The organism is Cyclobacterium lianum, assembly GCF_900143075.1.
GTDB lineage: Bacteria > Bacteroidota > Bacteroidia > Cytophagales > Cyclobacteriaceae > Cyclobacterium > Cyclobacterium lianum.
In genome coordinates, this window is the sequence record NZ_FRCY01000001.1 from 158,231 (window position 1) to 182,830 (window position 24,600).

Annotated in this window: 19 protein-coding genes; 9 read left to right on the forward strand and 10 right to left on the reverse strand. The window is 47.0% G+C overall.

The annotated features are described in order from the left end of the window. Nucleotides 1-99: 99 nt before the first annotated feature. The 3 genes from uvrA to BUB19_RS00630 form a co-directional block, all read right to left on the reverse strand. Nucleotides 100-2,934, reverse strand: a complete 2,835-nt coding sequence (gene uvrA / locus BUB19_RS00620; protein WP_073090123.1) for an excinuclease ABC subunit UvrA — start codon at nucleotides 2,932-2,934, stop codon at nucleotides 100-102. Nucleotides 2,935-3,020: 86 nt separating this feature from the next. Further along, nucleotides 3,021-5,126 (reverse strand): PA14 domain-containing protein, encoded by a 2,106-nt coding sequence (locus BUB19_RS00625; protein WP_073090129.1) that lies wholly within the window; start codon nucleotides 5,124-5,126, stop codon nucleotides 3,021-3,023. 143 nt (nucleotides 5,127-5,269) lie between these two features. Further along, nucleotides 5,270-6,853 carry an ATP-dependent DNA helicase gene (locus BUB19_RS00630; RefSeq protein ID WP_073090134.1) on the reverse strand — a complete coding sequence of 528 codons (1,584 nt, stop codon included), beginning with the start codon at nucleotides 6,851-6,853 and terminating at the stop codon, nucleotides 5,270-5,272. 116 nt (nucleotides 6,854-6,969) lie between these two features. Between BUB19_RS00630 and BUB19_RS00635 the strand changes: the two genes are divergently transcribed. Beyond that, nucleotides 6,970-8,049: an endonuclease/exonuclease/phosphatase family protein gene (locus tag BUB19_RS00635; RefSeq protein ID WP_073090137.1), complete on the forward strand. Its 1,080-nt coding sequence runs from the start codon at nucleotides 6,970-6,972 to the stop codon at nucleotides 8,047-8,049. On the opposite strand, the gene BUB19_RS00640 is transcribed toward BUB19_RS00635, so the two are convergent. Genes BUB19_RS00640 through BUB19_RS00650 form a run of 3 tightly spaced genes read right to left on the reverse strand, consistent with a single transcriptional unit; the run spans nucleotide 8,050 to nucleotide 10,658 of the window. Continuing rightward, nucleotides 8,050-8,973: a sugar phosphate isomerase/epimerase family protein gene (locus tag BUB19_RS00640; protein WP_073090140.1), complete on the reverse strand. Its 924-nt coding sequence runs from the start codon at nucleotides 8,971-8,973 to the stop codon at nucleotides 8,050-8,052. 12 nt (nucleotides 8,974-8,985) lie between these two features. Beyond that, the gene (locus tag BUB19_RS00645) at nucleotides 8,986-10,140 is read right to left on the reverse strand and encodes a methionine aminotransferase (RefSeq protein ID WP_073090143.1); all 1,155 of its coding nucleotides are present in this window, start codon (nucleotides 10,138-10,140) and stop codon (nucleotides 8,986-8,988) included. Nucleotides 10,141-10,187: 47 nt separating this feature from the next. After that, nucleotides 10,188-10,658 carry a GlcG/HbpS family heme-binding protein gene (locus tag BUB19_RS00650; protein WP_084096873.1) on the reverse strand — a complete coding sequence of 157 codons (471 nt, stop codon included), beginning with the start codon at nucleotides 10,656-10,658 and terminating at the stop codon, nucleotides 10,188-10,190. Between the two features lie 99 nt (nucleotides 10,659-10,757). Between BUB19_RS00650 and BUB19_RS00655 the strand changes: the two genes are divergently transcribed. Beyond that, a complete protein-coding gene (locus tag BUB19_RS00655) occupies nucleotides 10,758-11,180 on the forward strand; it encodes a secondary thiamine-phosphate synthase enzyme YjbQ (RefSeq protein WP_073090147.1) in 423 nt (140 codons plus the stop codon). Between the two features lie 91 nt (nucleotides 11,181-11,271). Here BUB19_RS00655 and dgt read toward each other — a convergent pair whose 3' ends face one another. From dgt to BUB19_RS00670, 4 genes are read right to left on the reverse strand one after another with little or no spacing between them, the layout of a single operon-like run. Further along, nucleotides 11,272-12,600 (reverse strand): dGTP triphosphohydrolase, encoded by a 1,329-nt coding sequence (gene dgt / locus BUB19_RS00660; RefSeq protein ID WP_073090150.1) that lies wholly within the window; start codon nucleotides 12,598-12,600, stop codon nucleotides 11,272-11,274. A 47-nt stretch (nucleotides 12,601-12,647) separates the two neighbouring features. Further along, the gene (locus BUB19_RS23770; RefSeq protein ID WP_084096875.1) at nucleotides 12,648-14,069 is read right to left on the reverse strand and encodes a TolC family protein; all 1,422 of its coding nucleotides are present in this window, start codon (nucleotides 14,067-14,069) and stop codon (nucleotides 12,648-12,650) included. A 9-nt stretch (nucleotides 14,070-14,078) separates the two neighbouring features. Continuing rightward, nucleotides 14,079-17,252 (reverse strand): efflux RND transporter permease subunit, encoded by a 3,174-nt coding sequence (locus BUB19_RS00665; RefSeq protein ID WP_084096876.1) that lies wholly within the window; start codon nucleotides 17,250-17,252, stop codon nucleotides 14,079-14,081. A gap of 12 nt (nucleotides 17,253-17,264) precedes the next feature. Beyond that, nucleotides 17,265-18,443, reverse strand: a complete 1,179-nt coding sequence (locus BUB19_RS00670) for an efflux RND transporter periplasmic adaptor subunit (RefSeq protein ID WP_073090152.1) — start codon at nucleotides 18,441-18,443, stop codon at nucleotides 17,265-17,267. 436 nt (nucleotides 18,444-18,879) lie between these two features. Between BUB19_RS00670 and BUB19_RS00675 the strand changes: the two genes are divergently transcribed. The 7 genes from BUB19_RS00675 to BUB19_RS00705 all read left to right on the forward strand — a co-directional run bounded on the left by BUB19_RS00675 (nucleotide 18,880) and on the right by BUB19_RS00705 (nucleotide 24,514). After that, a complete protein-coding gene (locus tag BUB19_RS00675) occupies nucleotides 18,880-19,944 on the forward strand; it encodes a carbohydrate-binding family 9-like protein (RefSeq protein ID WP_073090155.1) in 1,065 nt (354 codons plus the stop codon). 203 nt (nucleotides 19,945-20,147) lie between these two features. Next, nucleotides 20,148-20,945 carry a DUF4382 domain-containing protein gene (locus BUB19_RS00680; protein ID WP_073090172.1) on the forward strand — a complete coding sequence of 266 codons (798 nt, stop codon included), beginning with the start codon at nucleotides 20,148-20,150 and terminating at the stop codon, nucleotides 20,943-20,945. Further along, entirely contained in the window at nucleotides 20,945-22,006 is a 1,062-nt protein-coding gene (ribD, locus tag BUB19_RS00685; protein WP_245802747.1) for a bifunctional diaminohydroxyphosphoribosylaminopyrimidine deaminase/5-amino-6-(5-phosphoribosylamino)uracil reductase RibD, read from the forward strand. Before BUB19_RS00680 ends, ribD begins: the two co-directional genes overlap by 1 nt. Then, entirely contained in the window at nucleotides 21,999-22,475 is a 477-nt protein-coding gene (locus tag BUB19_RS00690; protein ID WP_073090175.1) for a GAF domain-containing protein, read from the forward strand. The genes ribD and BUB19_RS00690 overlap by 8 nt, the downstream gene beginning before the upstream one ends. Nucleotides 22,476-22,736: 261 nt before the next feature. Beyond that, on the forward strand, nucleotides 22,737-23,339 hold the full coding sequence (locus BUB19_RS00695; protein ID WP_073090178.1) for a non-canonical purine NTP diphosphatase: 603 nt from the start codon (nucleotides 22,737-22,739) through the stop codon (nucleotides 23,337-23,339). Between the two features lie 19 nt (nucleotides 23,340-23,358). Then, entirely contained in the window at nucleotides 23,359-23,991 is a 633-nt protein-coding gene (udk, locus tag BUB19_RS00700) for a uridine kinase (protein ID WP_073090181.1), read from the forward strand. 148 nt (nucleotides 23,992-24,139) lie between these two features. Then, complete coding sequence (locus tag BUB19_RS00705) at nucleotides 24,140-24,514, forward strand: hypothetical protein (protein ID WP_073090184.1); 375 nt, start codon at nucleotides 24,140-24,142, stop codon at nucleotides 24,512-24,514. The last annotated feature ends 86 nt before the right edge of the window (nucleotides 24,515-24,600 follow it).

A 24,600-nucleotide genomic window follows, 5' to 3' on the forward strand; every position in this document is an offset into this window, starting at 1 on the left:
TTGGATTTCCCACAAATTTATGATTATAAAACATTAAAATGCTATTAAATCACAAAAAATTGAATATTTAATACAGCTGAGTTTTGATGGCCTGGGTAGTTACTCCACATCGTGGCCATTTTTCTTCAATTCTCTGAGGAATTCCCCGGTAAAGTTCCCCTCTAAACCGGTCAGTTCTTCTGGTAGTCCTTCAAAAGTGACTTGCCCACCTTTTTCTCCTCCTTCCGGGCCCAGATCAATCACCCAGTCCGCTGCACCGATCACTTCGGTATTGTGTTCGATGATCAGTACGGTATGGCCCTGCTCGATGAGCGCATTGATAGAATGGAGTAGCTTTTTGATATCGTGAAAGTGAAGCCCGGTGGTCGGCTCATCAAAAATAAACAATATGTTCTCTTTGGCACGGGTGTCATTTTTCCCTAAAAACGAAGCCAGTTTTACCCGCTGGGCTTCCCCTCCGCTGAGTGTATTGGAAGACTGACCTAAGCCAATGTATCCGAGCCCCACTTCCTGTAAAGGCCGGAGCTTCTGAATAACATTATTGACATCCGTAAAAAATTCGATCGCCTCATCTATGGTCATGGCCAAAACATTGGCGATATTTTTATCCTTATACCTTACATCAAGGATTTCATTTTTAAATCTCTTGCCCTTGCAGGATTCACATGTCAGGAAAATATCCGCCATAAACTGCATTTCGATTTTTTGGGTACCCTCACCCTGACAGGCCTCGCACCGGCCACCATCTACATTAAAGCTAAAAAAAGCGGGCTTATAGCCCCGCTGCCGGGAAAGTGGCAAGTCTGCGAACAAGGTCCGGATCCCATCATAGGCTTTAACATAGGTCACCGGGTTGGATCTGGATGATTTGCCGATGGGGTTTTGGTCCACAAATTCCACCCGATTTATCTGCCGGTAATCTCCTTCCAGCCGTTCAAATTTTCCCGATTCGTCGGAAACGGTTCCCAGTATTTTGCCCAATGCGGGATACAGTACTTTCTTTACCAGCGTGGACTTGCCGGAACCACTGACTCCCGTCACTACAGTGAGCACTCCCAGGGGTATTTTGACATCAATGTTTTTAAGGTTATTCTCTCTGGCCCCTTTTACCAGAATATGCGCTTTCCATTTTCGGTTTTCTTTTTTCACATTGATGGATTCCAGTCCGTTGATATACCTGGCCGTATGGGTATTGCCTGCCTGAAGGAGCTCCTGGAGACTCCCCTGAAAGACCAATTCCCCGCCATGTATACCGGCATCGGGCCCAATATCGATGACCTGGTCTGCCGATCGGATTATTTTTTCCTCATGCTCCACTACAATCACCGTATTTCCCAGGTCCCTCAGACGCTTCAGCACCGCTATCAGGCGCATGGTATCTCTGGGGTGCAAGCCTATACTGGGCTCATCCAGGATGTACATGGACCCAACCAGCGCACTTCCCAATGATGTTGCCAGTTTGATTCGTTGAAACTCCCCGCCGGATAGTGAGGAGGTAAGCCTGTTGAGTGTTAGGTATCCCAGACCCACCTGATCCAGATATTCCAGCCGGTTGATAATTTCCGTTAACAGTCTTTGCGCCACTTTCTTTTCTGCAGCACTCAGGCTGATATCTTGAAAAAAGCCCAAAGCCCTGTTTAGTGGCATCAGCACAATATCGGTGATGGATTTCCCGTCTATCTTTACATAGGAGGCATCTCTACGTATCCGCGTGCCTTTGCAGTCGGGGCAACTGGTTCTGCCACGAAACCGGGACAACATTACCCGGTATTGAATTTTATGGAGCTTGCTTTCTACGAAGGCAAAGAAATCATTGATGCCTTTGAAATAAGAATTTCCGGTCCACAGTACCTCTTTTTCCTGCTCGTTCAAATCTTCAAAGGGTCGGTGTATTGGAAAATCGAACCTGATGCCATTTTTCAACAAAGGCTCAAGCCATTTTTTTGTGGTTTCCCCTCTCCAGGGAGCAATGGCGCCTTCAAAAACGGAAAGGGTTTTGTCAGGGATTACCAAATCCGGGTCGATGCCCAAAACGGAACCGAAGCCTTCGCAGGTTCTGCAGGCTCCATAAGGATTATTGAAGCTGAAAAAATTTACAGAGGGCAGTTCAAAGCGGATACCATCCAATTCGAACTTATCGCTGAAGGTCTTCCTCGCTTTGTCCGGAACAACGATGGTACAGGTACCATGCCCCTCGAAAAATGCAGTCTGAACACTATCCGCAATCCTGAACTGGTTGTCCTCTTCGTCTACCTGCACAGAAACCCTATCGATCAGGATCTCATAGTCCCCGGCTGGAAAATTTTTATTTTCCAGGAGGTCTTCTACGAAGAATGCCTCTCCGTCGACGAGAATTCTGGTAAAACCTTTCTGAAGCAAAATTTCCAGCTCCTTTTCTTTATTTCTCCCTTCCTGAAAGTGGAGGGGGCAACTGATCATGATCTTTTCACCATTTTCAAAACTGTGGATAAAATCCACCACATCTGTAACCGTATGGTGTTTTACTTCTTCCCCACTGATGGGAGAATAGGTTTTCCCGATGCGGCTGTAAAGCAATTTGAGGTAATCATACACTTCAGTAGTGGTCCCTACTGTAGATCGGGGATTTTTGGTATTGACGCTTTGCTGGATGGCTATGGCTGGCGAAACTCCCTTGATGTATTCCACATCAGGTTTTTCCATTCGTCCCAAAAATTGTCTGGCATAAGAGCTTAGGCTCTCTACATACATGCGCTGCCCTTCAGCAAACAATGTATCAAAAGCCAGGGAAGATTTGCCGGATCCGGACAGTCCGGTTACCACCACAAGCTTGTTCCTTGGAATGGCAATGCTCAGGTTCTTTAAATTGTTTACCCGCGCATTCTTGATGATTATATAGGATTTGGGGTCCAGTTCTTCCAGATCTGTAATTTTCTCAGTATGCTTTGTCGCCATAACTTGCAAAGATACCAACCCAACCCCAGAAATGATAAATTGTTAATGAAAATTCAGACTCCGGTCCTTCAGGTTACCAGCGTCTGTCAGCGTTTGATGATTTTATAGACAACCCTTTCTTTTTCTGTTTGCAGGATGAGTAAATAACGGGTCGCCGGATATTTTCGCATATCGATGCGGTACCTACCTGGTGCATAGCGATCTAAATCCGGTGTAGTATCTATCCGCTGATCCTGACTACTTAGCTGTACTGCCAGGATCTCTTCTTCTGTTTCAAAATGAATAAATGCTGTAGTCGGGTTTGGAAAGGGGAGAGGCTTCTTTTTGAGTGCAAGATTTTCTATCCTGATGATCTCAGAGTAGCTGTCTGCACTGTCCAGATCTATCTGCCGGACCCTGTAATACATCGTTTTGGCGGTTACAGCGCTGTCAGTCGCCTGGTAGCTCTTGAGCGCATTACTTTGTCCACTAGCTGGTATACTGTAGGGCAGGGCGGTCCATGCCTGCCCATTCAAAGAACGCTCTATTTCAAAATGGCTGGTGTTTTTTTCTTGTAACGTAGTCCAATTCAGGCAATTTTCCTCTCCACATGCCTGTCCGGATATGTCCCCCCATTGTAAGGGCAAAACGAGACTTTCCAGGTCGTAGTTAAAATCAATGGTATTGCCTCCGGTAGCCTCATAATATTCTATCACCAGATCCAGCGATTCGACGCCTGCAGTGATGTCATATTGCGCCGTATAGGTATTGGCTGTGCTTCCACCCGACTCCCACTGGCCTGTGAGCAACCAGGTGGCGCCGCCATCCACGCTTAATCTAAACCCATCGTCTGCCTTCACACTAAACCGCAAGGTCCCAGGTTCGACGCTCAATTTCATTTTGTACCGTATAGAAAATCTGTCGGTGAGGAAGGGACAGCCGTAAGCCGGAGTATAGGTAACTGGGGATGAAGGAAGACCGTTGTAGTTAAAATCCTGTCGAAAGATATCCTGCTCCACCATTCTACCCAGGTAGTCCTGAGCATTAAAATTTTTCTCTCCAGCGTATATATGGCCTATCCACTCGTCAATTCCGAATTCGTTTTGATCCAGCTCCTCAATGACGCTGATATTTACTTCCAGCACATTGGATGCAAAAGTATTGACTAGCGTATTGCCTTCCCCGTCTACAGCAGTATTCTGTGCTTTCCTTCTGTAGTATCTGGTCCCTGTCCAGTTGTTGTCAGGATCATTTTCATCGTATTGAGGCACATCGTATGTCAGACCCGTGGCACCGGCAATATCGATCCAGTCCTCTTCAGTAGGATTTGGCAATGTAGTGTACTGCCATTGGTACTCAGGATCAGTACCTTCAGCAAACACAGCTGGACCCAGGGACTGGAATGGCTCTGGATCAGGTGCTATGCCGCAATACGACCTAAACCCACCCGCATTGCCAGGGTTGGCGATCTCTCCGGGACCGAAATACAATTCGAAATTAAAACTCAATCTATTTTCTCCGGTTTTCTCATAAAAATTAAGATCCATCCAAATGGATTCCCCGCCGTCAAAGGGAACGTAGTAGTTACGGATATTGTCTTCATAGACGTAATTGTAAACACCATCACTACCATCCTTAAACCAGTTATCATGGATGACTGGATCTCCATTAACATCCAAAATGGGATTGGAAGTATTATTGGGTTCGTACATTCTAAAATAGGAACCGTCGTCGCTTCCTATTCTTATTCTGTATATTCCGGGTTCATCCATAACTTTTCTGCTTCTCATTATCAATCCGAAATGCTGTAATTGCGTATCGCAGCCACCGGCAGAATAAGGGTCAGCACCGGTAGAAAAAAAATTCTCGTCGTTGGAATAACCATCAACAGAACTATCTCCGAAAGTAGTGTCAAAATTAAGGGAATTGGCAGGTAAAAAATGACTGCCTCCTCTTCTTAGAACTCCTTTAAACTTTTTATCAGCTTGACTGAAATCCACAAAAAACCTATTGTAATCGGTTGAGGGCTTAAAGTCCGGAGATAGTTGGTAAACGTAGGCATACCAGGTGGAATGCCTGGAATACCCCCCACCCGGAATCGTACCTGGCTCGCAATCAGGTTGAGCATAAACCGATCCGTTGGTTACGGCTAGTAATACTACAGTTAACCCTAGTCTAGATAGATTATCCCATTGCTGTTTAAATGCCCTCAAAACCCCTCCTTTTTTAAAAATTGCTGTAATTAAAAAGCGTTTATATTGCTGTCAAATACAAAAATATATATTTAAAATATGAATTCAAAAAAATAGGGCAAAAAAATTCAGGCTAAACGCCTGAAAATCATCGGTACAATATACTATTGTCTCTTATGCCTTGCCTCCAGCCAGGGCTTTACCTGAAGAAACTGCTTCCATTTGGCATAAGGGGTGATGTCATGGATTTGCTGTACGGCGTCGAAAATGGCCTTTGCTTTTTGATAGTCTCCTTTTTTATAGGCTGCCAGGGCATGAGAAAGGGAGGACATGGCCCTCTCAAATATCAATTCCTCTTCAATCTCCCGCTCTTCATGGCGCTGCTGGCTGAAAGTCAGGCTATCCAGACTTACCTTAACGCTATGCATACCGATAGCTGCTTTCAGCACCAACCCATCCAGGTCGGTGCACCTGCTCAGCGCTACATATACCTGTCCTGCCTCAAAGGATCTGCCGATATCAACGATACATTTATCAAATGTCAGACCCTGGCTTTTGTGCACCGTAATCGCCCAGGCCAGTTTTAAGGGAAATTGCGTGAACCTACCTATTACTTCCGATTCCACCCGTTTTTCTTTTTCGTTGTAGCGAAAATCAACGTTTTCCCAAACTTCCCGCTCTACCTCATAGATCGCCCCATTATTTCCTTCCACCTTAATGGTATTGGGTTCCAGCTCCAGTACTTTGCCAATCATGCCATTGTAGTAATTCTTTTCGCTATTGTTTCGCATGAAAATTACCTGAGCACCCACTTTCAGGGTGATGTCCATTGGATCAAAGGGTGCCATGGACGGCGGAAACTCATCCTCAATGCTTGCTTTATAGTCCCTGGCCGGAGTCTCCAGCAAGGCCAGCTTCTGTTGATTGATTTGTAGTATGGAGTGGTTGTGGGTACCCAGCAGGATGTATCCCCTGTCCAGCAAGTCAAAGTGATAGCTATTTGCCCTCTCGTTTAGAAAACGAATATCCTCAGAGGTATGGCGACTTTCCCTGATCCTGTTCAGCAGTGCGATGAATTGGTCATCTTTTTGTCTGTATATCTTCTGCAAGGCGATGTGGTAGGGGCTGAGCTGCCTGAATGCGTAGGAGCTAAAGAAAAATCGGGTGTCATAATGATCTGCAAGTATGGACCAGTCCCCGTCCCGGACTACCGGCGGCAATTGAAAGGGGTCTCCAATCAGTATCAACTGCACACCTCCGAAAGGAAGATGTTTTTTACGGCGAAATACGCGTAGGATCTGGTCCAGGATATCCAGCATTTCTACCCTTACCATTGAAATTTCATCGATGACCAGCATGTCCAGATTTCTGATCACATTAAGCCTGCTTTTGGAATACCTGAATGTGTCAAAGATAGTTTCCTTGTTGCCCTTTCCTCCGGGCTGCAACCTGGGGTCACCCGGCAATAGCAACTGTCGGGGATTGATCTGAAAAAAGCTGTGGATGGTCCTGCCTCTGGCATTGATGGCAGCGACACCGGTAGGGGCCACCACCGCCATGTTTTTGCTGGTATTGAATTTCCTCAGGGTATGTAAAAAGGTGGTTTTGCCGGTGCCTGCCCTTCCGGTCAGAAAGAGGGATTTTTGAGTATGCAAGGCGATCTCCAATGCCTGTAAAAAAGGTTCATTGGACATGTCGAGTCCCCGGGCTTCAAACTCTTGTCTGAAAAATGATTTTAAAAAATTCATGGCTTGAAAATTATCGATTTACGGGATAAAATTATAAATTAATCTGCGGTTTTCGCATACCTTGCAGGCAATAAGCAGTCAAAACAACCAGAAACACATTATAACCTGTTTTAATCATGGATTTGGCCATTACCATCAGCCGCATCATCCTAAGTGCGATATGCATACTGGCTGTGATAGCTTCGAAAATTAAACTTGGCAATTGGTGGATCAGGGTTTTTGATTTTCCCAGGATCCAATTGCTAAGCATGGCAAGTATAGCCTTGATCCTGTTCTTTATTCCAACTCTGGAGATCAAGACCTGGAATATGGTCTTGCTTGGGCTGGTGGTTTTCAGCTTTTTTTTCCAGGCCAGAAAAATCTTTCCGTACACTTTTTTTGCAAAAAAGGAGGTCAAACGCTTTCGGGGAAAGGACCATGATCATGGAATTGCCGTACTGGTCAGCAATGTACTTACCCCAAACCGGCATACAGAAAAACTGATCGATTTGGTGAACCGACACCGGCCAAATCTGGTGCTGACCCTCGAGACTGATGCCTGGTGGGAAAAACAGTTGAAGCCGTTGGAGAAAGATTATCCCTACCAGGTGAAGATCCCGCTGGACAACCTGTATGGCATGCACCTGTATTCCAATTTGCCTTTGGAAAACACCAAGGTGCACTATCTGGTAAAAGACGATATTCCGTCCATACATTCGGAAGTGGTATTGCCCTCTGGCGACAGGGTACAAATACACTGTGTGCATCCGGAGCCGCCCAGTCCGACCGAAAGTGATACTTCCGTTCCCAGGGATGCAGAGCTGCTGATCGTAGGAAAAAATGTCAAAAATGCCGATCTCCCGGTTTTGGTTTTTGGCGATCTCAACGATGTGGCCTGGTCCCGGACCACACGCCTGTTCCAGAAAATAAGCGGCCTGCTGGACCCCAGGAAAGGTAGAGGCTTTTTCAATACCTTCCATGCCAGGCATGCCTTGTTGCGTTGGCCGCTGGACCACATTTTTCATTCCGAACACTTTATGCTCCGCAAAATCAAAAGACTCCCTTCCATTTCATCAGACCATTTCCCGATATTCATTCACCTCGTTCTTTCTGATGGAAATGGGCAGGAAGACCAAAAGGAAAAGCTGGAGCAGGACGAAAAACACTGGACCAAGAAAACCATTGATGAGGCAAACCCAAACATGCTGACCATCTGATCAGCTGCCTGGTATAAATTGCCTCAGGTAATTTCTTGACGTGAGTATGGCCATACGTATGTCCTCCTCAGATTTTTCATAAGCTTTGTCCTCCACCTCAATGCAACAGGGCCCCCGGTAACCCACATCTGTAAGCGCAGCAAAAAATCTTCCCCAGGGCACATCGCCCAAACCGGGGATTTTTGGCGAATGGTATTCGAGTGGATTGGCCAGTATGCCTACCCGGTTGAGTTTTTCCGGATATACCTTCACATCTTTGAGGTGGATGTGGTGCAGTCGATCTCTAAAATCATAAATGGGCTGCACTGGATCCATTTGCATCCATACCAAATGGGAGGGGTCGTAGTTCAATCCGAAATTCGGATCAGGAACGAGGTCAAACATTCTTTCCCAGACTGCCGGAGATATTGCCAGATTCTTGCCTCCGGGCCACTCATCATTGGTAAAAAACATGGGGCAATTTTCTATGCCTATTTTTACCCCCTTTTTGGATGCGTAAGCTACAATCTCAGGAAAGCGCTCTGCAAACATTTTCAAATTATCATTGATGTTAAGAGAAGGATTTCTTCCAATGAAGGTATTGACTACTGGTATACCCAACTTTTCAGCACCGTCCACCACCGCCCGGATGTGGGCCATGGCTGTCGCTGCTTTTTTGTCGTCGGGATCCATGGGATTGGGATAATATCCCAGGCCGGAAACAAAGACCTTCTTCTCTTTCTGGTAGGTTCTGATGTGCTGCACCATTTCATCATCCAGCGTTCCGACATCGATGTGGCTCACTCCGGCATAGCGCCGTTCGGCCTTTCCTTTGGGCCAGCACATGATTTCCACACAAGAAAACTGCTCTGCTGCCGCAAAATCGATTACTTGTTCGAAAGTCTTTTCCGGCAAAATAGCACTTACAAATCCTAATTTGAGCATAAAATTGAATTTTTATAATTTGGATAGAATTTCCCCGGCTTTATCCAGGATCTCATCGTCCTTTGCAAAACAAAATCTCAATAACTTATCGTCTTTTTTCTCCTTATAAAATACCGATACTGGTACGGAAGCCACTTTGATTTCCTTTGTGAGCCTGACGGCCAGGTCGTAATCGTATTCCTCCGATATATTGCGAAAGGAAGCAATTTGAAAAAAGCTTCCTTTGGACGGATTAAAGGTAAAACGGGATGCTTTCAGTGCATCGTTGAACCGGTCTCTTTTTTTCTGGTAAAATTCTCCGAGATTCAGGTAATGCTCCGGTAGTTTCAAAAAATCGGCCAGTGCATATTGCATGGGCGTCACCGTGCTGAAAGTAATGTATTGGTGAATTCTCCTAAACTCCTCTGTCAGCGCTTTTGGGGCCAGGCAATAGCCGATTTTCCATCCGGTGGTGTGGTAGGTTTTGCCCACTGAGCCACAAACAAAAGTACGCTCCTGTAACTGCGGATGCGTCATCATGGAATGATGGATTTCTCCATCAAATACAATATGCTCGTATACCTCATCGCTGATAATGTAGATGTCCCTGTTTTGTATCAGGTTGGCCAGCGCATCAAGATCTGCCTTACTGAAAACCGTCCCCACCGGATTGTGGGGCGTATTGATCATGATGGCCTTGGTTTTATCCGTTATCTTTTCCTTCACGGCTTCCCAGTCGATCTTGAAGTCCGGCGCATCGAGGGTTACAAAAATAGGAACACCGCCGTTTAAATCTATGGCCGGCACGTAGCTGTCATAGGCTGGTTCGAGGACGATCACCTCGTCCCCGGGATATACCACAGCCGTGACGGCGCAGAAGAGGGCTTCGGTAGCTCCGGAGGTGATGGTCACCTCTGTTTCGGGATCGTAGTTTACACCATATATTAGACTGGTTTTTTCCGCCAGACTTTCCCTAAAGGCCGGCACACCACTCATAGGGGCATACTGATTATAGCCGTTTTTTACATAATGGCTGACCAGTTCACTCAATTTCGGCGAACAGTCGAAACTTGGGAAGCCCTGAGACAAATTGTAGGCCCCCTCGTCTGTGGCCAGTTTAGACATCACCGTAAAAATAGTCGTTCCTGCGTAGGGTAATTTCGAAGGTAAAATTTTCTTTTGTTGCATAAATTAAAAAAACATTCCCATCAGGGAATTTCTCAACCTGTCTCTGATTATTCAAATGCCGCCAATCCTGCAGCAGCAATGATACCATCCTGGGCAGAGGTGACACCGCTGACTCCTATGGAGCCAATCACCTGCTCACCCTCCCTGATGGGAAGCCCACCCTCTACGGCGGCCACACCCTGAAGGCTCATGATGTGCATATTTCCAGCCTGCACACCATCCTGAAAAACCTTGGTCGGACGTTTGAATTTCACAGCAGTGCTGGCTTTTTGCATGGCTACATCTACACTTCCGATCTGTGTACCGTCCATGCGGCGTAGCGCAATGAGATGCCCTCCCGCATCCATGACGGCGATCACCACATTCCAATTGTCCTGCTTGGCCCTGGATTCTGCCGCATCAGAAATCTTCTGGGCATCCTCTAAGGTCAGCATCCTGCTCGTCTGTTGAGCCATTAGGGAAAATTGCATGGTACTTGCGGCAAACAGCAGCAGGAAGATCATGGAAAATTTTTTCATGGTTTTTCCGGTTTTAATGGTTTAGCCTTCAATATAAAGAATTAATGGGTATTCTTAAATTTTTTACCTTTGAGAAAACGCAAAAAACATAAAATAACAATGAAAATTTTCCAAAAGGAGGTAGTCTTGCCTCCGCTCAGCAGAGGCTTCCACCTGATCACGCCTCAAATTGTGGATAACTTTCCAAAATTACAACATATAGAAGTAGGCATGCTTCAGGTATGGATCAAACATACCTCCGCAGGACTTACCATCAATGAAAATGCAGACCCTACTGTGCGCAAGGATTTTGAGACCTTTACAAACGACCTGGTTCCTGAGGATTATGCACATTTTATCCACACCTATGAGGGCCCCGATGACATGCCTGCACACCTGAAATCAAGTATTTTCGGTGCATCGGTACAAATCCCCATTAGTGGTGGAAAACTTAATCTGGGTACCTGGCAGGGAATATACCTTGGGGAGTTTCGCGACCAGGGAGGTAGTAGAAAGCTGGTACTTACCGCCTGGGGAGAATGATCCTGCCCAAACAATGCAATCAACTTTATTGAACCAGTTTTTGGTGAGTTGTCCACAGGTTTTTCCACAATGCAGTTTGCGGTCTGTCTGATCAATGGCCCGGCAGGGCAATACCTTTTACCCTGCGGTACAGCGAGAGGGCATACTTATCCGTCATGCCGGAAATGAAATCAAGAAGGTTTCGGATAATGGTGCTGGCATCCTGTTTTTCCCGCAGGCCATGGGAAGATGGAAGCAGCCGGAGTATACTTTTGTGATGTCCGGAAAACGATTCCTTTTGAAAATGATAGGCGTATAGGGCTCCGGCAAAGGTCTCCAGAAGGCCTTCCAGGACCTGGTATCCGGCCGCCTCTTTTTCCAATACCGGCTGGGAGCGATAGATCTTTCTCACCGAAAGATCAGTGATATCCTTAAGCGCTCCGGCAGAAGGGATAATATCTGTCAGGGCCTGGTCAAACTCTCCGGACAATAATTGTGGCTCCAGGTTTTCAAAGACGATGGATGTTTCCTGTATGAGCTGGTTGATGGCCATAGCACGCATGATGGCCAGCTTTTGTCTGTCATTGTCATACTTTTGCAACTTTTCAGGATCAAATCTTTCTCCGACGATGGCCGCCAATAGGTCAATGGTTCGCTCCAGAGCTACCAATCCCAGGGTACAGCCATCTTCCAGATCGATGATGCTGTAACAGATATCATCGGCGGCTTCCACCAGAAAGGCAAGCGGGTGCCGTAGCCAGCAGGCATCTGCAATCCGGGGAATACCCATCATTTCCGCCAGTATTGTATATTCATTCAGGTTACCGGTAAAAAAGCCAAACTTTTTCTGGCTACGGCGTTTTGCATCTCCCGGCCTGGACCAGGAGGCTCTGGGATATTTGGTAAAGGCAGCCAGGCTGGGCGGGGATATGAAAATGCCATTTTTTTTGTCCACTAGCATCCGGAAGCCCTGCGCATTTCCTTCGAAGCTGATCAGGTCATTCCAGTCTCTTTCACCACACTGGCCTTTCCATTTTTGTCCCAGGGGATTGAATTTAAAAAAATCGGAAATGGCTTCCTCTCCCGCATGGCCGAATGGGGGATTGCCGATATCATGGGCCAGGGAAGCCGCTGCTACGATTCCGCCGATGTCGAAGGGCTGCAGGTTCCTTGCCGACAGCGCTGGATACTTTTCCAGCAAAAACTTCCCGGCAGATTTTCCCAGAGAGCGGCCCACGCTGGAAACCTCCAGGCTGTGGGTCAGCCGGGTATGGACAAAGTCGTCCTCAGGAAGTGGAAAGACCTGTGTCTTGTCCTGCAGATTCCGGAAGGGAGCAGAAAAAATGATGCGGTCATAATCTTTCTCAAACTGGCTTCGCTGCTGGTCGGCTTCGGCAGCATGCAGGCCTTTAGGCAGCAATAATTTTTCCCAATTCATCATCAGGCTCAAAAATACAAAGAGAGGCGCTGAGGAAAAAGTAATTTATCTTAATTCCATCCTCCGCCCAGAGCCCGGTACAGATCTACCACTGTCAGGAACATTTGGATTCGGGTATTGGTCTTGTTCAGTTCTGCCTCCAGCACCCTCGATTGGGCGGTGATGACTTCCAGATAGGTAGCATACCCACCCCTAAACAATTCATTGGACGTCGATACCGCATTCAGCAATACGGCAGTTTCCTCATCCCGGAGACTGTAAACGTTCCTCAGATTGTCCAGGCGAAGCAGTTTGTTGCTCACTTCCTGGTAGCCATCCAGAATTCGCTGCTGGTAATTGTACAGAGCAATTTTGTTGTTAGCCACAGCCTGGTCAAAACCTGCCTGTATCCTATTCTGAGCAAAAATCGGCGTTGTAAGCCCACCCAGCAAGCCTATGGTCAGGCCTCCCGGCATTTTCAGGGCGGCAGGAAGACTCCTGTCATTCAGTCCTACATAGGGAGTAAAACTAAATGAGGGCAAAAATTCCTTTCTGGCGGCCTCTACATTGAAGTTGGCTGCCCGGAGTTCGTGTTCGGCCTGCTGTATGTCTGGTCTACGAAGCAACATATCGGAGGGAATCCCCACTTCCATTCCATAAGGCAGCTTGATCTCCAATAAAGAAGATGCGCGAGCAATGGGTTCAGGAAACCTTCCCAGAATAAAATTCAGGTAATTTTCGGTTTCCAGGATTTCCTGTCGTTTTTCAAAAGCCAGACTCTTGGTTGACAGCAGTTGGGCAGAAAATTGCTGCACAGCAAGCTCTGTGGCTCGGCCTGCCATTTTCTGGATTTTTATCAGCTCGAGCGCCATTTCCTGAAATTCTATGTTTCGCTCTATGGTCTCCAGCTCGATGTCCATACCCAGCAACTCATAATACAGCTTCGCTATTTCTGCCACGATATTGGTCACCATCAGGTGCCTCCCTTTCTCGGTGGCCATGAAAGCCTCAAGATTAGCTTCTTTCCGGTCCCTCAGCTTACCCCAGACATCTATTTCCCAGGTGCTTTGAAAGCCGATAAAATTGTTTTCCAGGCGATTGACTACATTTCTGTCACCATTGATCGTGCCACCGAGCAAGTTGGGCCTGATGTCTCCCGAGCGGTAACGCACAATCCCATCCATGGTCGGATATAGGGCACCTTTGCTTATCCGGTATTGTGTACGTGCGATTTCGATTCTCTCAAATGCAGCCAGCAGATCCAGGTTATTGTCCAGCCCTTCCTCAATAAGATAGACCAGATTGGGATCATTAAAAAATTCTTTCCAGCTGATATCCCCTATGCTGGACGAATCTGTAATGTCCAGAAAGGTTTCCGGCACAGGCTCCATCTCAGGGAGGCTGGGTACCTCTATGCTCTTGCAGGCATACATGGCAAAAAAGATGCATGCAGCTATCGCCAGATGAACGTACTTCGTATTTTTTAAAAACATGGGTTTTGATCAATTATTGGAAAAAGAGACCGGTGCGTCTTCCTCTACAGGCAACTCCGGTGCAGTCTCGATTCTTTTAAAGGTGAAATGGGCAAAAATCACATAGAGGCCAGGTATGATGATCAATCCGAAGATGGTGCCGATCAGCATTCCTCCAGCAGCCGCCGTTCCTATGGACCGATTGCCCAGTGCACCTGCACCTGAGGCCATTGCCAGCGGAAGCAGACCGGCAATAAATGCGAAAGAGGTCATCAGGATGGGCCTGAGCCTGGTAACTGCACCCTCTACTGCAGCCTGGATCACACTATGCCCTGCTGCTTTTTTCTGAATGGCAAACTCTACGATCAGAATGGCATTTTTACCCAGCAATCCAATCAACATAATCAGCGCCACCTGGGCATAAATGTTGTTCTGCAAACCCAATACGTAAAGCGCAAAAAAGGCTCCAAACACACCTACAGGAAGGGATAGAATGACCGGCAGTGGCAGCAAAAAGCTTTCGTATTGGGCGGAGAGGATCAAATATACAAAGAGCAGGCAGATCAAAAATATGATGATGGCCTGATTTCCTGAACCCACCTCTTCCCGGGACATGCCGTACCAATCGTGGTTGTATCCCTGCGGCAGCTTTTCTGCCGTAATTCTTTCGATCGCGGCAATGACGTCCCCACTACTGTATCCCGGAGCTGCAGCTCCTTTTACGGTAGAGGAGTTGTACATGTTGAAACGGGTCAGTTGTTCCGGTCCGTAGGCTTTTTCCATGGTCAGAAATGAGGATATGGGTACCATTTCACCCTCATTGTTTTTGACGTGGAGGTTCAGTACATCCTCAGGTTTTGCCCGGTATTCCGGGCTGGCCTGAAGCATGACATCATACATTTGCTCAAACCTTACGAAGTCGGACACATACATGCCTCCAAGCAATACCTGCATGGTGCTCAGTGCTTTGGCGATGGTAACGCCATTTTTGGCCGCCATATCCTGATCAATACTGACCAGAAACTGAGGAAATGTGGGGTCAAAATCTGTAAACGCATTGTTAATTTCCGGCGCAGCTTCCAGCTCAGCGATCAGGTCATTGGTCACCGTGGCCAGACGGTCCAGGTTACCGGTTCCGGTCTGGTCAAGAACTTTCATCTGAAAACCACTGGAATTGCCAAAACCTGAAACCGTGGGAGGTAGAAAAAAGTCGATTTTGGCATCATTGATATCCTGAGAAAGGTTTCTGAATTCATCAAGGGTTTCCTGAATGGGCAGATCTTTCCGCTCATCCCAGGACTTTAGATTGACCATGGCCATTCCATAAGAGGCCCCAGACAGCCCATTTCCGAGGGAATATCCAGCCAGGCTAGACACGGATTCTACCGCTTCACTACCCTCCAGTCTGAGCACCAGTTCGTCCAGTACCTTTTCTGTTCTTTCCACTGTGGCACCCACCGGAGTGGTGACATTGACGTATACCATACTCTGATCTTCGGTAGGTATAAAGCCCGTTGGCAGAATCTTACTGATGCCCCAGGTGGCAATAAAGAAAAATACGAGAATAAGTGTAGTGACTCCCCTCCTGGGGACGATGTAGGTAATGTATTGATAATATTTATTTTCAAAGAAATTGTAGAAGCGGTTAAACCCATCGAAGAAGCGCTGTAGCAGCGTACGTTTTTTCTCCATGCCATAATGATTTTGTAGCAGGATGGCGCAAAGGGCCGGAGTAAGGGTAAGCGCATTGATGCCGGAAATAAATATGGCAAAAGCCAGGGTTAGGGAGAACTGCCGGTAGAAGATTCCTACCGGACCTGACATAAAGGCCACCGGAATAAATACCGCAGACATCACCATGGTGATCGCAATAATTGCCGCACTGATTTCCTTCATGGCAGCGAAAGTCGCCGCTCGTGGTGCCAGGCCCTCCTTTTCCATTTTGGCGTGGACGGCCTCCACCACCACAATGGCATTGTCTACCACTATCCCAATGGCCAGCACCAGGGCAAACAGCGTAAGCAGATTGATAGAGAAGCCCAGCCACTGCATGAAGAACAGGGTGCCGATCAATGCTACCGGAACCGCAAGGGTGGGTATCAGCGTGGAGCGGAAATCCTGTAAGAAGATGAATACAACTATAAAAACCAGGATAAATGCCTCTACCAGTGTCACCAGCACTTCCTGTATAGAGGCGTTCAGAAACCGGGAGACGTCATAGGAAATTTTGTAATCCATGCCAGAGGGAAAGGTCCCCTCCCGTATACTTTCCATTTTTTTCTTCACGTTGGCAATGACCTCACTGGCGTTTGATCCCGGACGCTGGATCACCATAACGGAGGCTGCCGGCCTGCCGTCCATTTTGGCTATACGTCCATAATTCAGATTGCCAAATTCAACGTCTGCGATGTCTTTCAGCCTCAAAATAGAGCCATCGGCATTGGCCCGGATCACCAGGTTTTCATACTGACGGGGTTCAAAAAATTTACCGGTGTATTTCAGGACATACTGCAGCATCTGCATGTCTTTGCCGGAGCTGATGCCCAATTGACCCGGTGCTGCTTCCACGTTTTGATTTCGAATGGCTGCTACCACATCATCCGTAGACACTTCATAGGCGGTCATCCTGTCCGGCTTTAGCCAGATACGCATGGAATAATCCTTGGTACTCATGATTTCCGCCAGGCCGACACCATCCACCCGTCTGAGCTCCTGGAGCACATTCAGATCAGTGAAATTATATATGAATGCTTCGTCCAGGGAAGGATCTTCACTGGCAACATTGATGTACATCAGCAAACCCTCCACCTGTTTTTCTACCGTCACACCGGCCTTGATCGCCTCCTCAGGCAATTCATTCACTACCGTTGATATCCTGTTTTGTATTTCTACTGCTGCCAGATCCGGATCAGTGCCTGCTTCGAAATAGACTTTAATGATCACGGTACCCCGGTTGCTACTGACAGAAGTCATGTAGGTCATGCCAGGTACGCCATTAATTACTTTTTCAAGAGGTGTAGCCACCGTTTTGGCGGCCACTTCGGCATTTGCTCCCCGGTATTTGGTCCTCACGGCTACGGAAGGGGGGGCAATATCCGGAAACAATTCCACCGGTAGGGTAAAAAAGGAAAGCAATCCCAGCAGGACAAAAAACAAAGATATGACCAGAGACAATACCGGCCGTTTGATAAACAAATTAAACATGACTGTACTGGCTTAGGGGATTTGTACTGCTTCTGCTACGGCATCGTCTTGCTCCAAACCGGGATCTGCTTCATCCTCGCTGGCTACAACTTTGGGCTGAATCGTCATGCCATTTTTGATGTTTTGGATGCCTTCAAACACCAGGCTCTCTCCGGCTTCTAGTCCAGAGTCTACGATATAGTAATGAGAAAATCTGGCGCGGGGCACAAAACTTCGCATTTCCACCTGATTGTCCTCTCCGACCACATACACGAAGCTTCTGTCCTGTATTTCAAACACTGCCTTCTGAGGGATAATGATGGCATTTCTGATCCGGTTGGTCAGGATGATTTTACCGGTAGATCCGTGTTTCAGGATCTTATTGGGGTTGGGAAATTTTGCCCGGAAAGCAATAGAGCCCGTATTGGCATTAAACTCCCCTTCCATGGTTTCTATCATTCCCTTAAAGGGGTAGGGAGAACCGTCCGCCAGCACCAGATCCACAACATTGTTTTCTGCAGTCTCGTCCTTGGATTTTATGTACTCGAGATACTCACGCTCTGACACATTGAAATAAACATGGACCGAACTGACATCGGACACGGTGGTGAGCAGGCTACCCGGATCGATCAGGCTTCCCGTTCGAAGCGGTATCCGATCGGTGGTACCATCAAAGGGCGCGCGGATTTCAGTATAGGAAAGCTGCACTGCCGCATTCGCCTCAGCAGATTTGGCTTCTTCTATTTTGGCCATCACTGCATCATATTTTGCGCGGGTGAGGTTCAGTTCGGATTCAGAGATCACATTGTTGTCCACCATGATCTTTAACCGCTCCACTTCAAACTCCATTACCTTGGCTTCTGCCTTGGCGCTTTCCAGATTGGCTCTGGCTTTGGCCAGATCAGCCTTGTATTCCTGATCGTTGGTCTTGAATAGCAGCTGCCCCTTTTTGACTTCCTTACCTTCATCTACGTAGACCTTTTCCAGAAAACCCTCCACGCGAGCCCTTAATTCTACGTTTTGTATGGCCCTGATGTCTGCCACATAATCCCGGTGCAGGATAGTGTCTTTTGCTACGACTTTGATGACCGGAAATTCTTTGATTTTGGCAGAATTTTCATTTGATTGATTTTCCTGATTGCAGGAAAAAAAAATTCCTCCCAATAGCAAAAAAAATACTGCACTGATTTTACTCAAATTTTCTCTGTTCATTATCAATTCTCCTCCAATTTTTACCTTTGCTAAAGTTCTGAAATTCCAGATTTACAATCTTTAACAACGAACATATTTACTAAATTTTATCAGCGAAACCAAGGATAAAATCAGGCAGGCCCCTGATCGACAAGATTAACGGATAAAATCAGGTTTAAACAGGCCGGAATGTTTGATAGAATCCAGCCTGCCTGTTGGAACCAGGTAGGACAACGTGGATATACAGCCGGCTGATGATAAGATGCGCTGGTTATTCCTGCTGAAAGGGAGGGCATGGCGAAACGCAATCCCGGACCGATGCCAGAGGAAAAAAACAAGGGTAAACAGGTGATTGATCGCTGCCCCATGATTTTGGCCGATTCAGCAGAAAACCACCGGAATTAAAAAGATCATTCCCTATCTTGCCCTATATTTGTTTTTTCACCATTGAGGAACAATGCATAGAAATATTTCTTTAGGGCTGCTTGTGGTGCTCATCAATCTGCCGCTACTGGCACAGGATATTCCTGGTCCCAGAAGTTATCTGGCCTATCAGTTGCAGGAGAAACTAACTATAGACGGGCTGCTGGAAGAATCCGCCTGGAAAAAGGCACCCTGGTCCGAGCCTTTTCAAGACATTAGGGGAGGAGATTTTCCCGCACCTGCACAGCTTACCCGGATGAAATTGCTCTGGGACCAAAACCACCTGTATATTGCTATTCGCCTGGAGGAAAATCATCTTTGGGCGACCTATACCGAAAGGGAATCGGTCATATTTCAGGAAAATGACATAGAAATATTTATTGACCCGGATGGGGATACCCACCACTACTATGAAGTTGAGATCAACGCCCTGGGAACCCTCTGGGACCTGCTGATGACACGGCCCTATAAAAACGGTGGCAAACCCATCAACGGATGGAACATCAATGAATTTCAATATGCCGTGCACCTGGAGGGCACTTTAAACGAGCCTTCAGATACCGATGAGTACTGGATACTGGAAACGGCCATTCCCTGGAAAAGCCTTTCGCAGTCCGGGCCAAATTTCAGGGCCCCGGAACCAGGCGAACACTGGAAGATCAATTTTTCGCGCGTACAATGGCGGATTGAAGCGACCGAAAACGGCTATGCAAAAAAAATTAATCCGGATACCGGAAAGGCCTACCCTGAAGACAATTGGGTCTGGTCTGCCATGGGCCAGGTCAACATGCATATTCCGGAACGCTGGGGTTATGTGCAGTTTTCAGATATCATTGTAGGTGAAGGGACCGCATCATTTCAAATTCATCCGGATGAAAAAATTAAAAATGAGTTGAGAAAATATTATGAGGCGCAGCGGAAACTATTTGCTAACTCCGGACATTACAGTAAGCATCCTGATGAACTCGATATTGTCAGTAGTTTAACAGAGGTGAAATTTGAGGTGGGCGAGACCAGGTTCAAGATTTCCGCTCCGTCTGCCATACCCGGCGAAAGGCGTTGGAATATCACTGAAGACAGTAGAATATGGCAGGATTAATTGCGGAATATGGGGCCGGTCGGAAATTAAGAACCTAACCCCGGATTCGACAGATTGAAAAAGTCAATACCTGTGAACCGTTATATATCCGGGATTTGATACAGATTGATTATAATCATTAAGCCAACAGCTATGTTGCTTTTACGGATAAAAGAGCTGGGTATAATTTAAGAGAGGTCAGTAACTAAATAGAAGTCGAGCTGATGAGCAAAACATTTTTGGCGTTATGGATGGCGATGCTTTCGGGGCTGTTTATGAGTTGTGACGATGTCACCTCAGAAAATCGCTCCCTTGTCAATATTTTATTGGTAGATGCCCCTGGCGATTTTGACGAAGTATGGATAGAAGTTCTTGGAGTGGAAATTTTGCCTGCCGGAAGCAGGGGAAGTACTGAAAATGCCAATTGGATACGAATTCCGTACCGTGCGGCCAGCAATACGGTAAAGATCAGCGACCTCGTGAATGACGAACGATTGTTGTTGGGGAGAACGGAGATCCAGTCCGGGTTGGTATCAAAAATCCGGCTATTGCTGGGAAGAGAAATGTACCTGATTCAGGATGGTATCCGGATAGATCTGGCTGCGGATTTGGACCTGGCAGACAAGCTGGAAATGGATATTGCGGTAGATGCCCTACCCGGTTTTTCCTATGATATTTTTCTTGATATGGACCTGGCAGGTTCTATCGTACCCGCTGCCAATGGCAGCTTTCTGCTGGATCCCAAACTTCGGGCATTTGATCCAGCCGGAGCTGCCACTATCCGGGGCCGGATTTTACCCGGAAACGTTGCTCCCCACGTGTATGTGCGCAGCACTACCGATACGCTAAGTACCCTTACGGCCGGCAACGGTGGGTTTTATCTTCAGGGTATCACACCAAATACCTACCAGGTTTTCATCGAGGCTCCTGCCGGTTATCTGGATACTGCTTTTGACGTTGCCGTGAGCGGAGATACGCTGCTGACGCTGCCTTCCATCAACCTCAGACCCCAATTGCCCTGATGAATCCCCGAGTCCTTCCCTTTTCATCAGACCTTCCCGGCGATGAGGCTTTTATGCAGCGGGCCATTGATCTTGCCTCCCTTGGAGCTGCCTGGGTAAGTCCCAACCCCATGGTGGGCTGTGTGATCGTCCACAACAATACCATTATAGGGGAGGGTTATCACGAGCGGTATGGAGAGGCCCATGCGGAACCCAACGCGATCAAATCCGTCAAAGATCAGCGACTCCTTCAGGAAGCGACGCTATACGTCACGTTAGAGCCTTGTGCGCACCAGGGAAAAACACCTCCCTGTGCGGACCTGATCGTGAAGCATCAATTAAAAAGGGTGGTTATTGGTGCGATGGATTCCAATCCCCTGGTGGCTGGCAAGGGGCTTTCCCGGATCCGAAAATCCGGTATTGAAGTCACTACAGGCGTGCTGGAAGATAAAATAAGGTGGCAAAACAGGAGGTTTTTTACCCGTATCGAAAAGAACCGACCCTATATCCTCTTGAAATGGGCACAAACTACTGACGGTTTTATCGCCAGGACCAATTTTGATAGCAAATGGATCAGCTCTGTGCTAAGCAGGCAGCTTGTACATCGCTGGCGAACTGAAGAAGATGCCATCATGGTGGGCACCCATACTGCACACCATGACAATCCGCAGCTAAATGCCCGTGACTGGTACGGGAAAGATCCCATTCGGGTGGTCGTAGACAGACACCTGCGACTTTCTCCAGGGCTGAATCTTTTTGATGGCAGTCAGCAGACGCTGGTTTATAACCATAAGCGTGACGGCATTACTGGTAAGACCCAATGGATCAAAGTAGATGATTCCTTTCATCTCAAAAGCCTTTTGGCGGATTTGCAGCAAAAAGGGGTACAGAGCCTGCTTGTAGAAGGCGGAGCGGCCTTATTGGAAAGTTTCATTCGGCAGGGATTGTGGGACGAGGCACGGGTTTTTACCGGAACTGGTTCTTTTGGGCTGGGCATTCCTGCACCCAGGATGCCTGTCATTCCGCAAGGCCGAATGGTCATAGACACTGATATTTTAGAAACCTACTACCAACATGACTGAGCACATTATGATCCCTGCAGGGGCCGACAAGGCCGGGAAATACGAGGCTTTGCTGCCGCAATTAGAAGCCCTGGTACATGCGGAAACCGATTTGATTGCCAACCTGGCAAATATTGCAGCAGTATTGAAGGATGTTTTTGGCTTTTTCTGGGTGGGGTTTTACCTGGTAAAAGAGGGGCAGTTGGTCCTGGGACCTTTTCAGGGGCCACTGGCCTGTACCCGTATCGCCTTTGGTATGGGCGTATGCGGTAAAGCCTGGGAGACCGGGCAGACCCAGTTGATTCCGGATGTAGACGCTTTTCCGGGTCACATCGCCTGCAGTGCCGATAGCCGTTCGGAGATCGTAGTCCCGATCCGGAAAGCAGATACCGTAGTCGGAGTACTGGATATAGATTCCGATAAACTGGCGGGTTTTGATGCAACCGACCAAAAATACCTGGAAATGATGGTTTCACTGGTCCCCACATGAGAATACATATATACCAGATCTATTGAAACAAAGGCCGGGTTTTCCTGCATGCTGTTGGGGCGTAGGGTCTTTCTCCTATCCCGCCAAGCATAAAAGTCAGCCGATCAATGGATTTTACAGAAAGCTCGATTAATTTCACCCCGTGAAACCGACACGTTTGAAATCATCTTCATTCTATTTGTTGAATGATGATTTTATTCGACAAAGATACTCCCGATCAATCCGGGACAAGTCATCTGGCCATTTAAGATCAAATCATACATGAAAATTTGTTTTGCCTCAAATAATCCCAAAAAACTGGACGAAATCAGAGCGGCATTGGGGGATCATTTTGACATCCTCTCCCTTAGCGATATCGGCTGCCATGAAGAATTGCCGGAGACGGGCGATACGCTGGAAGCCAACGCCTTGCAGAAGGCACGCTATGTCAAAGACCACTATGGCGTAGACTGTTTTGCCGATGACACGGGACTGGAAGTTGCTGCGCTTCAGGGAGCGCCGGGCGTTTACTCTGGCAGATTTGCCGGTGAGCCCAGAAGTGATGAAAGGAACGTTGCTCTCTTGCTGGAAAAGATGAGCGAAAAGGAAAACCGGAAAGCTGCCTTCCGGACGATAATCGCGCTTATTATTGGTGAAAAGGTGTATTCGTTTGAAGGTAAAGCCGAAGGAAAGATCATTCAGAAACGTTTTGGTACTGAGGGATTTGGATATGATCCGGTGTTTCAGCCGGATGGTTACGAGAAAACATTTGCACAACTGAGCATGCAGGAAAAAAATGCCATCAGCCACCGGGGCAAGGCGGTAAAGCAACTGGCCGGATTTCTTCGCTCATTTGGTGCTTCCTCAGCGAAAGTAGAGGATTAAAAAATATTAACTGGTACCCATGGGAAAACCATTCATCATAGGAATTACAGGAGGAAGCGCTTCCGGAAAAACCCATTTTCTGGACAAGCTATTGGGCGCTTTAGCGCCGGAGGAGGTCTGTTTGATCTCACAGGACAACTATTACAAACCCAGAGACCTGCAACCACTGGACGAGCGGGGAATACACAACTTTGACAGCCCGAATTCTATAGACTTTGAGCAATATGCTGCAGATATCCGGCATATCCAGGCGGGGAAAAGCATCACCCGGCAGGAATACACCTTCAACAATCCCAATAAGCAAGGCCGAATGCTTACTTTTAATCCGGCCCCTGTAGTCGTCGTGGAGGGTATTTTTGTGTTGTACTACCCCGAACTAGCCGACCTGCTGGACCTTAAAGTATATATCGATGCCAAAGACCATATCAAATTGAGACGCAGAATTGTACGAGATAAGATGGAACGCGGGAGCGATCTGGATGATGTATTGTACCGATATGAGCAGCACGTGATGCCTACTTACGAAAAATACATCGCTCCCTTCAAACATGATGCAGATTTGATCGTACCCAACAACCAGGGATTTGAGCGCGCATTGGAAGTAATCCAGGTTTTTTTGAAGGAAAAAATTAAAAGTCAGCAGCATTTGTAGGATAAAATCTCTAGATATAGATAGAGAAGGTAGATAATTCCCGCAAAGATTTTTATGTGCTAATTGTCTGACTGACAAGTGCTTTATATCGTCAAAAAAAACAGCATTAGCCTGTCATTTTAAAAAATCTTTTCTATATTTGCGCTTCATGCAGAGATACTGGAGACATAACAGACTGATTCGCGAAAGGCTGACCCTGCTGGTGGTGATGCTGTTTTGTGTTTTTGTTTCCTCTTCTCAGCTAGAAATTGATGTCAGCCCTTCCGGAGTAGACATAGAACTGAATGTAAATGGGGATCAGGGGGATGAACCTGCACAGGGAGAAGAAAAAACCTATGTGCACACGGCCATCGATGCGGTAGTTCCTTTTGTTTTGATCGTAATGGATCAGGCCTACCATTTTATATACGAAATTGCAGGTGCTGAAAACCCGAAAGTCAACTTTTATTCGGGTCTTGTGCCTTCGCATAACCATTTATTTGAAATACTTTTTGAGCAGATCATTTCGGTGAATGCTCCCTGATTAAATTGTCCTTATCCTTTCCTAATGCTCTGGATGATAAACATTCGCAGCTATCTCCTTAGTTAATAACAAAACAATCAATCAAT

What these genes read in the sequence shown, in the direction of transcription:
- BUB19_RS00690 (WP_073090175.1), top strand. Translation starts at nt 21,999, where the DNA reads ATGACTGAGCACATTATGATCCCTGCAGGGGCCGACAAGGCCGGGAAA.
- uvrA (WP_073090123.1), bottom strand. Translation starts at nt 2,934, where the DNA reads ATGGCGACAAAGCATACTGAGAAAATTACAGATCTGGAAGAACTGGAC.
- BUB19_RS00650 (WP_084096873.1), bottom strand. Translation starts at nt 10,658, where the DNA reads ATGAAAAAATTTTCCATGATCTTCCTGCTGCTGTTTGCCGCAAGTACC.
- BUB19_RS00675 (WP_073090155.1), top strand. Translation starts at nt 18,880, where the DNA reads ATGCATAGAAATATTTCTTTAGGGCTGCTTGTGGTGCTCATCAATCTG.
- BUB19_RS00705 (WP_073090184.1), top strand. Translation starts at nt 24,140, where the DNA reads ATGCAGAGATACTGGAGACATAACAGACTGATTCGCGAAAGGCTGACC.
- BUB19_RS00640 (WP_073090140.1), bottom strand. Translation starts at nt 8,973, where the DNA reads ATGCTCAAATTAGGATTTGTAAGTGCTATTTTGCCGGAAAAGACTTTC.
- BUB19_RS00635 (WP_073090137.1), top strand. Translation starts at nt 6,970, where the DNA reads ATGGATTTGGCCATTACCATCAGCCGCATCATCCTAAGTGCGATATGC.
- BUB19_RS23770 (WP_084096875.1), bottom strand. Translation starts at nt 14,069, where the DNA reads ATGTTTTTAAAAAATACGAAGTACGTTCATCTGGCGATAGCTGCATGC.
- BUB19_RS00665 (WP_084096876.1), bottom strand. Translation starts at nt 17,252, where the DNA reads ATGTTTAATTTGTTTATCAAACGGCCGGTATTGTCTCTGGTCATATCT.
- BUB19_RS00630 (WP_073090134.1), bottom strand. Translation starts at nt 6,853, where the DNA reads ATGAATTTTTTAAAATCATTTTTCAGACAAGAGTTTGAAGCCCGGGGA.
- BUB19_RS00670 (WP_073090152.1), bottom strand. Translation starts at nt 18,443, where the DNA reads ATGAACAGAGAAAATTTGAGTAAAATCAGTGCAGTATTTTTTTTGCTA.
- BUB19_RS00680 (WP_073090172.1), top strand. Translation starts at nt 20,148, where the DNA reads ATGAGCAAAACATTTTTGGCGTTATGGATGGCGATGCTTTCGGGGCTG.
- BUB19_RS00695 (WP_073090178.1), top strand. Translation starts at nt 22,737, where the DNA reads ATGAAAATTTGTTTTGCCTCAAATAATCCCAAAAAACTGGACGAAATC.
- BUB19_RS00645 (WP_073090143.1), bottom strand. Translation starts at nt 10,140, where the DNA reads ATGCAACAAAAGAAAATTTTACCTTCGAAATTACCCTACGCAGGAACG.
- BUB19_RS00655 (WP_073090147.1), top strand. Translation starts at nt 10,758, where the DNA reads ATGAAAATTTTCCAAAAGGAGGTAGTCTTGCCTCCGCTCAGCAGAGGC.
- udk (WP_073090181.1), top strand. Translation starts at nt 23,359, where the DNA reads ATGGGAAAACCATTCATCATAGGAATTACAGGAGGAAGCGCTTCCGGA.
- dgt (WP_073090150.1), bottom strand. Translation starts at nt 12,600, where the DNA reads ATGATGAATTGGGAAAAATTATTGCTGCCTAAAGGCCTGCATGCTGCC.
- ribD (WP_245802747.1), top strand. Translation starts at nt 20,945, where the DNA reads ATGAATCCCCGAGTCCTTCCCTTTTCATCAGACCTTCCCGGCGATGAG.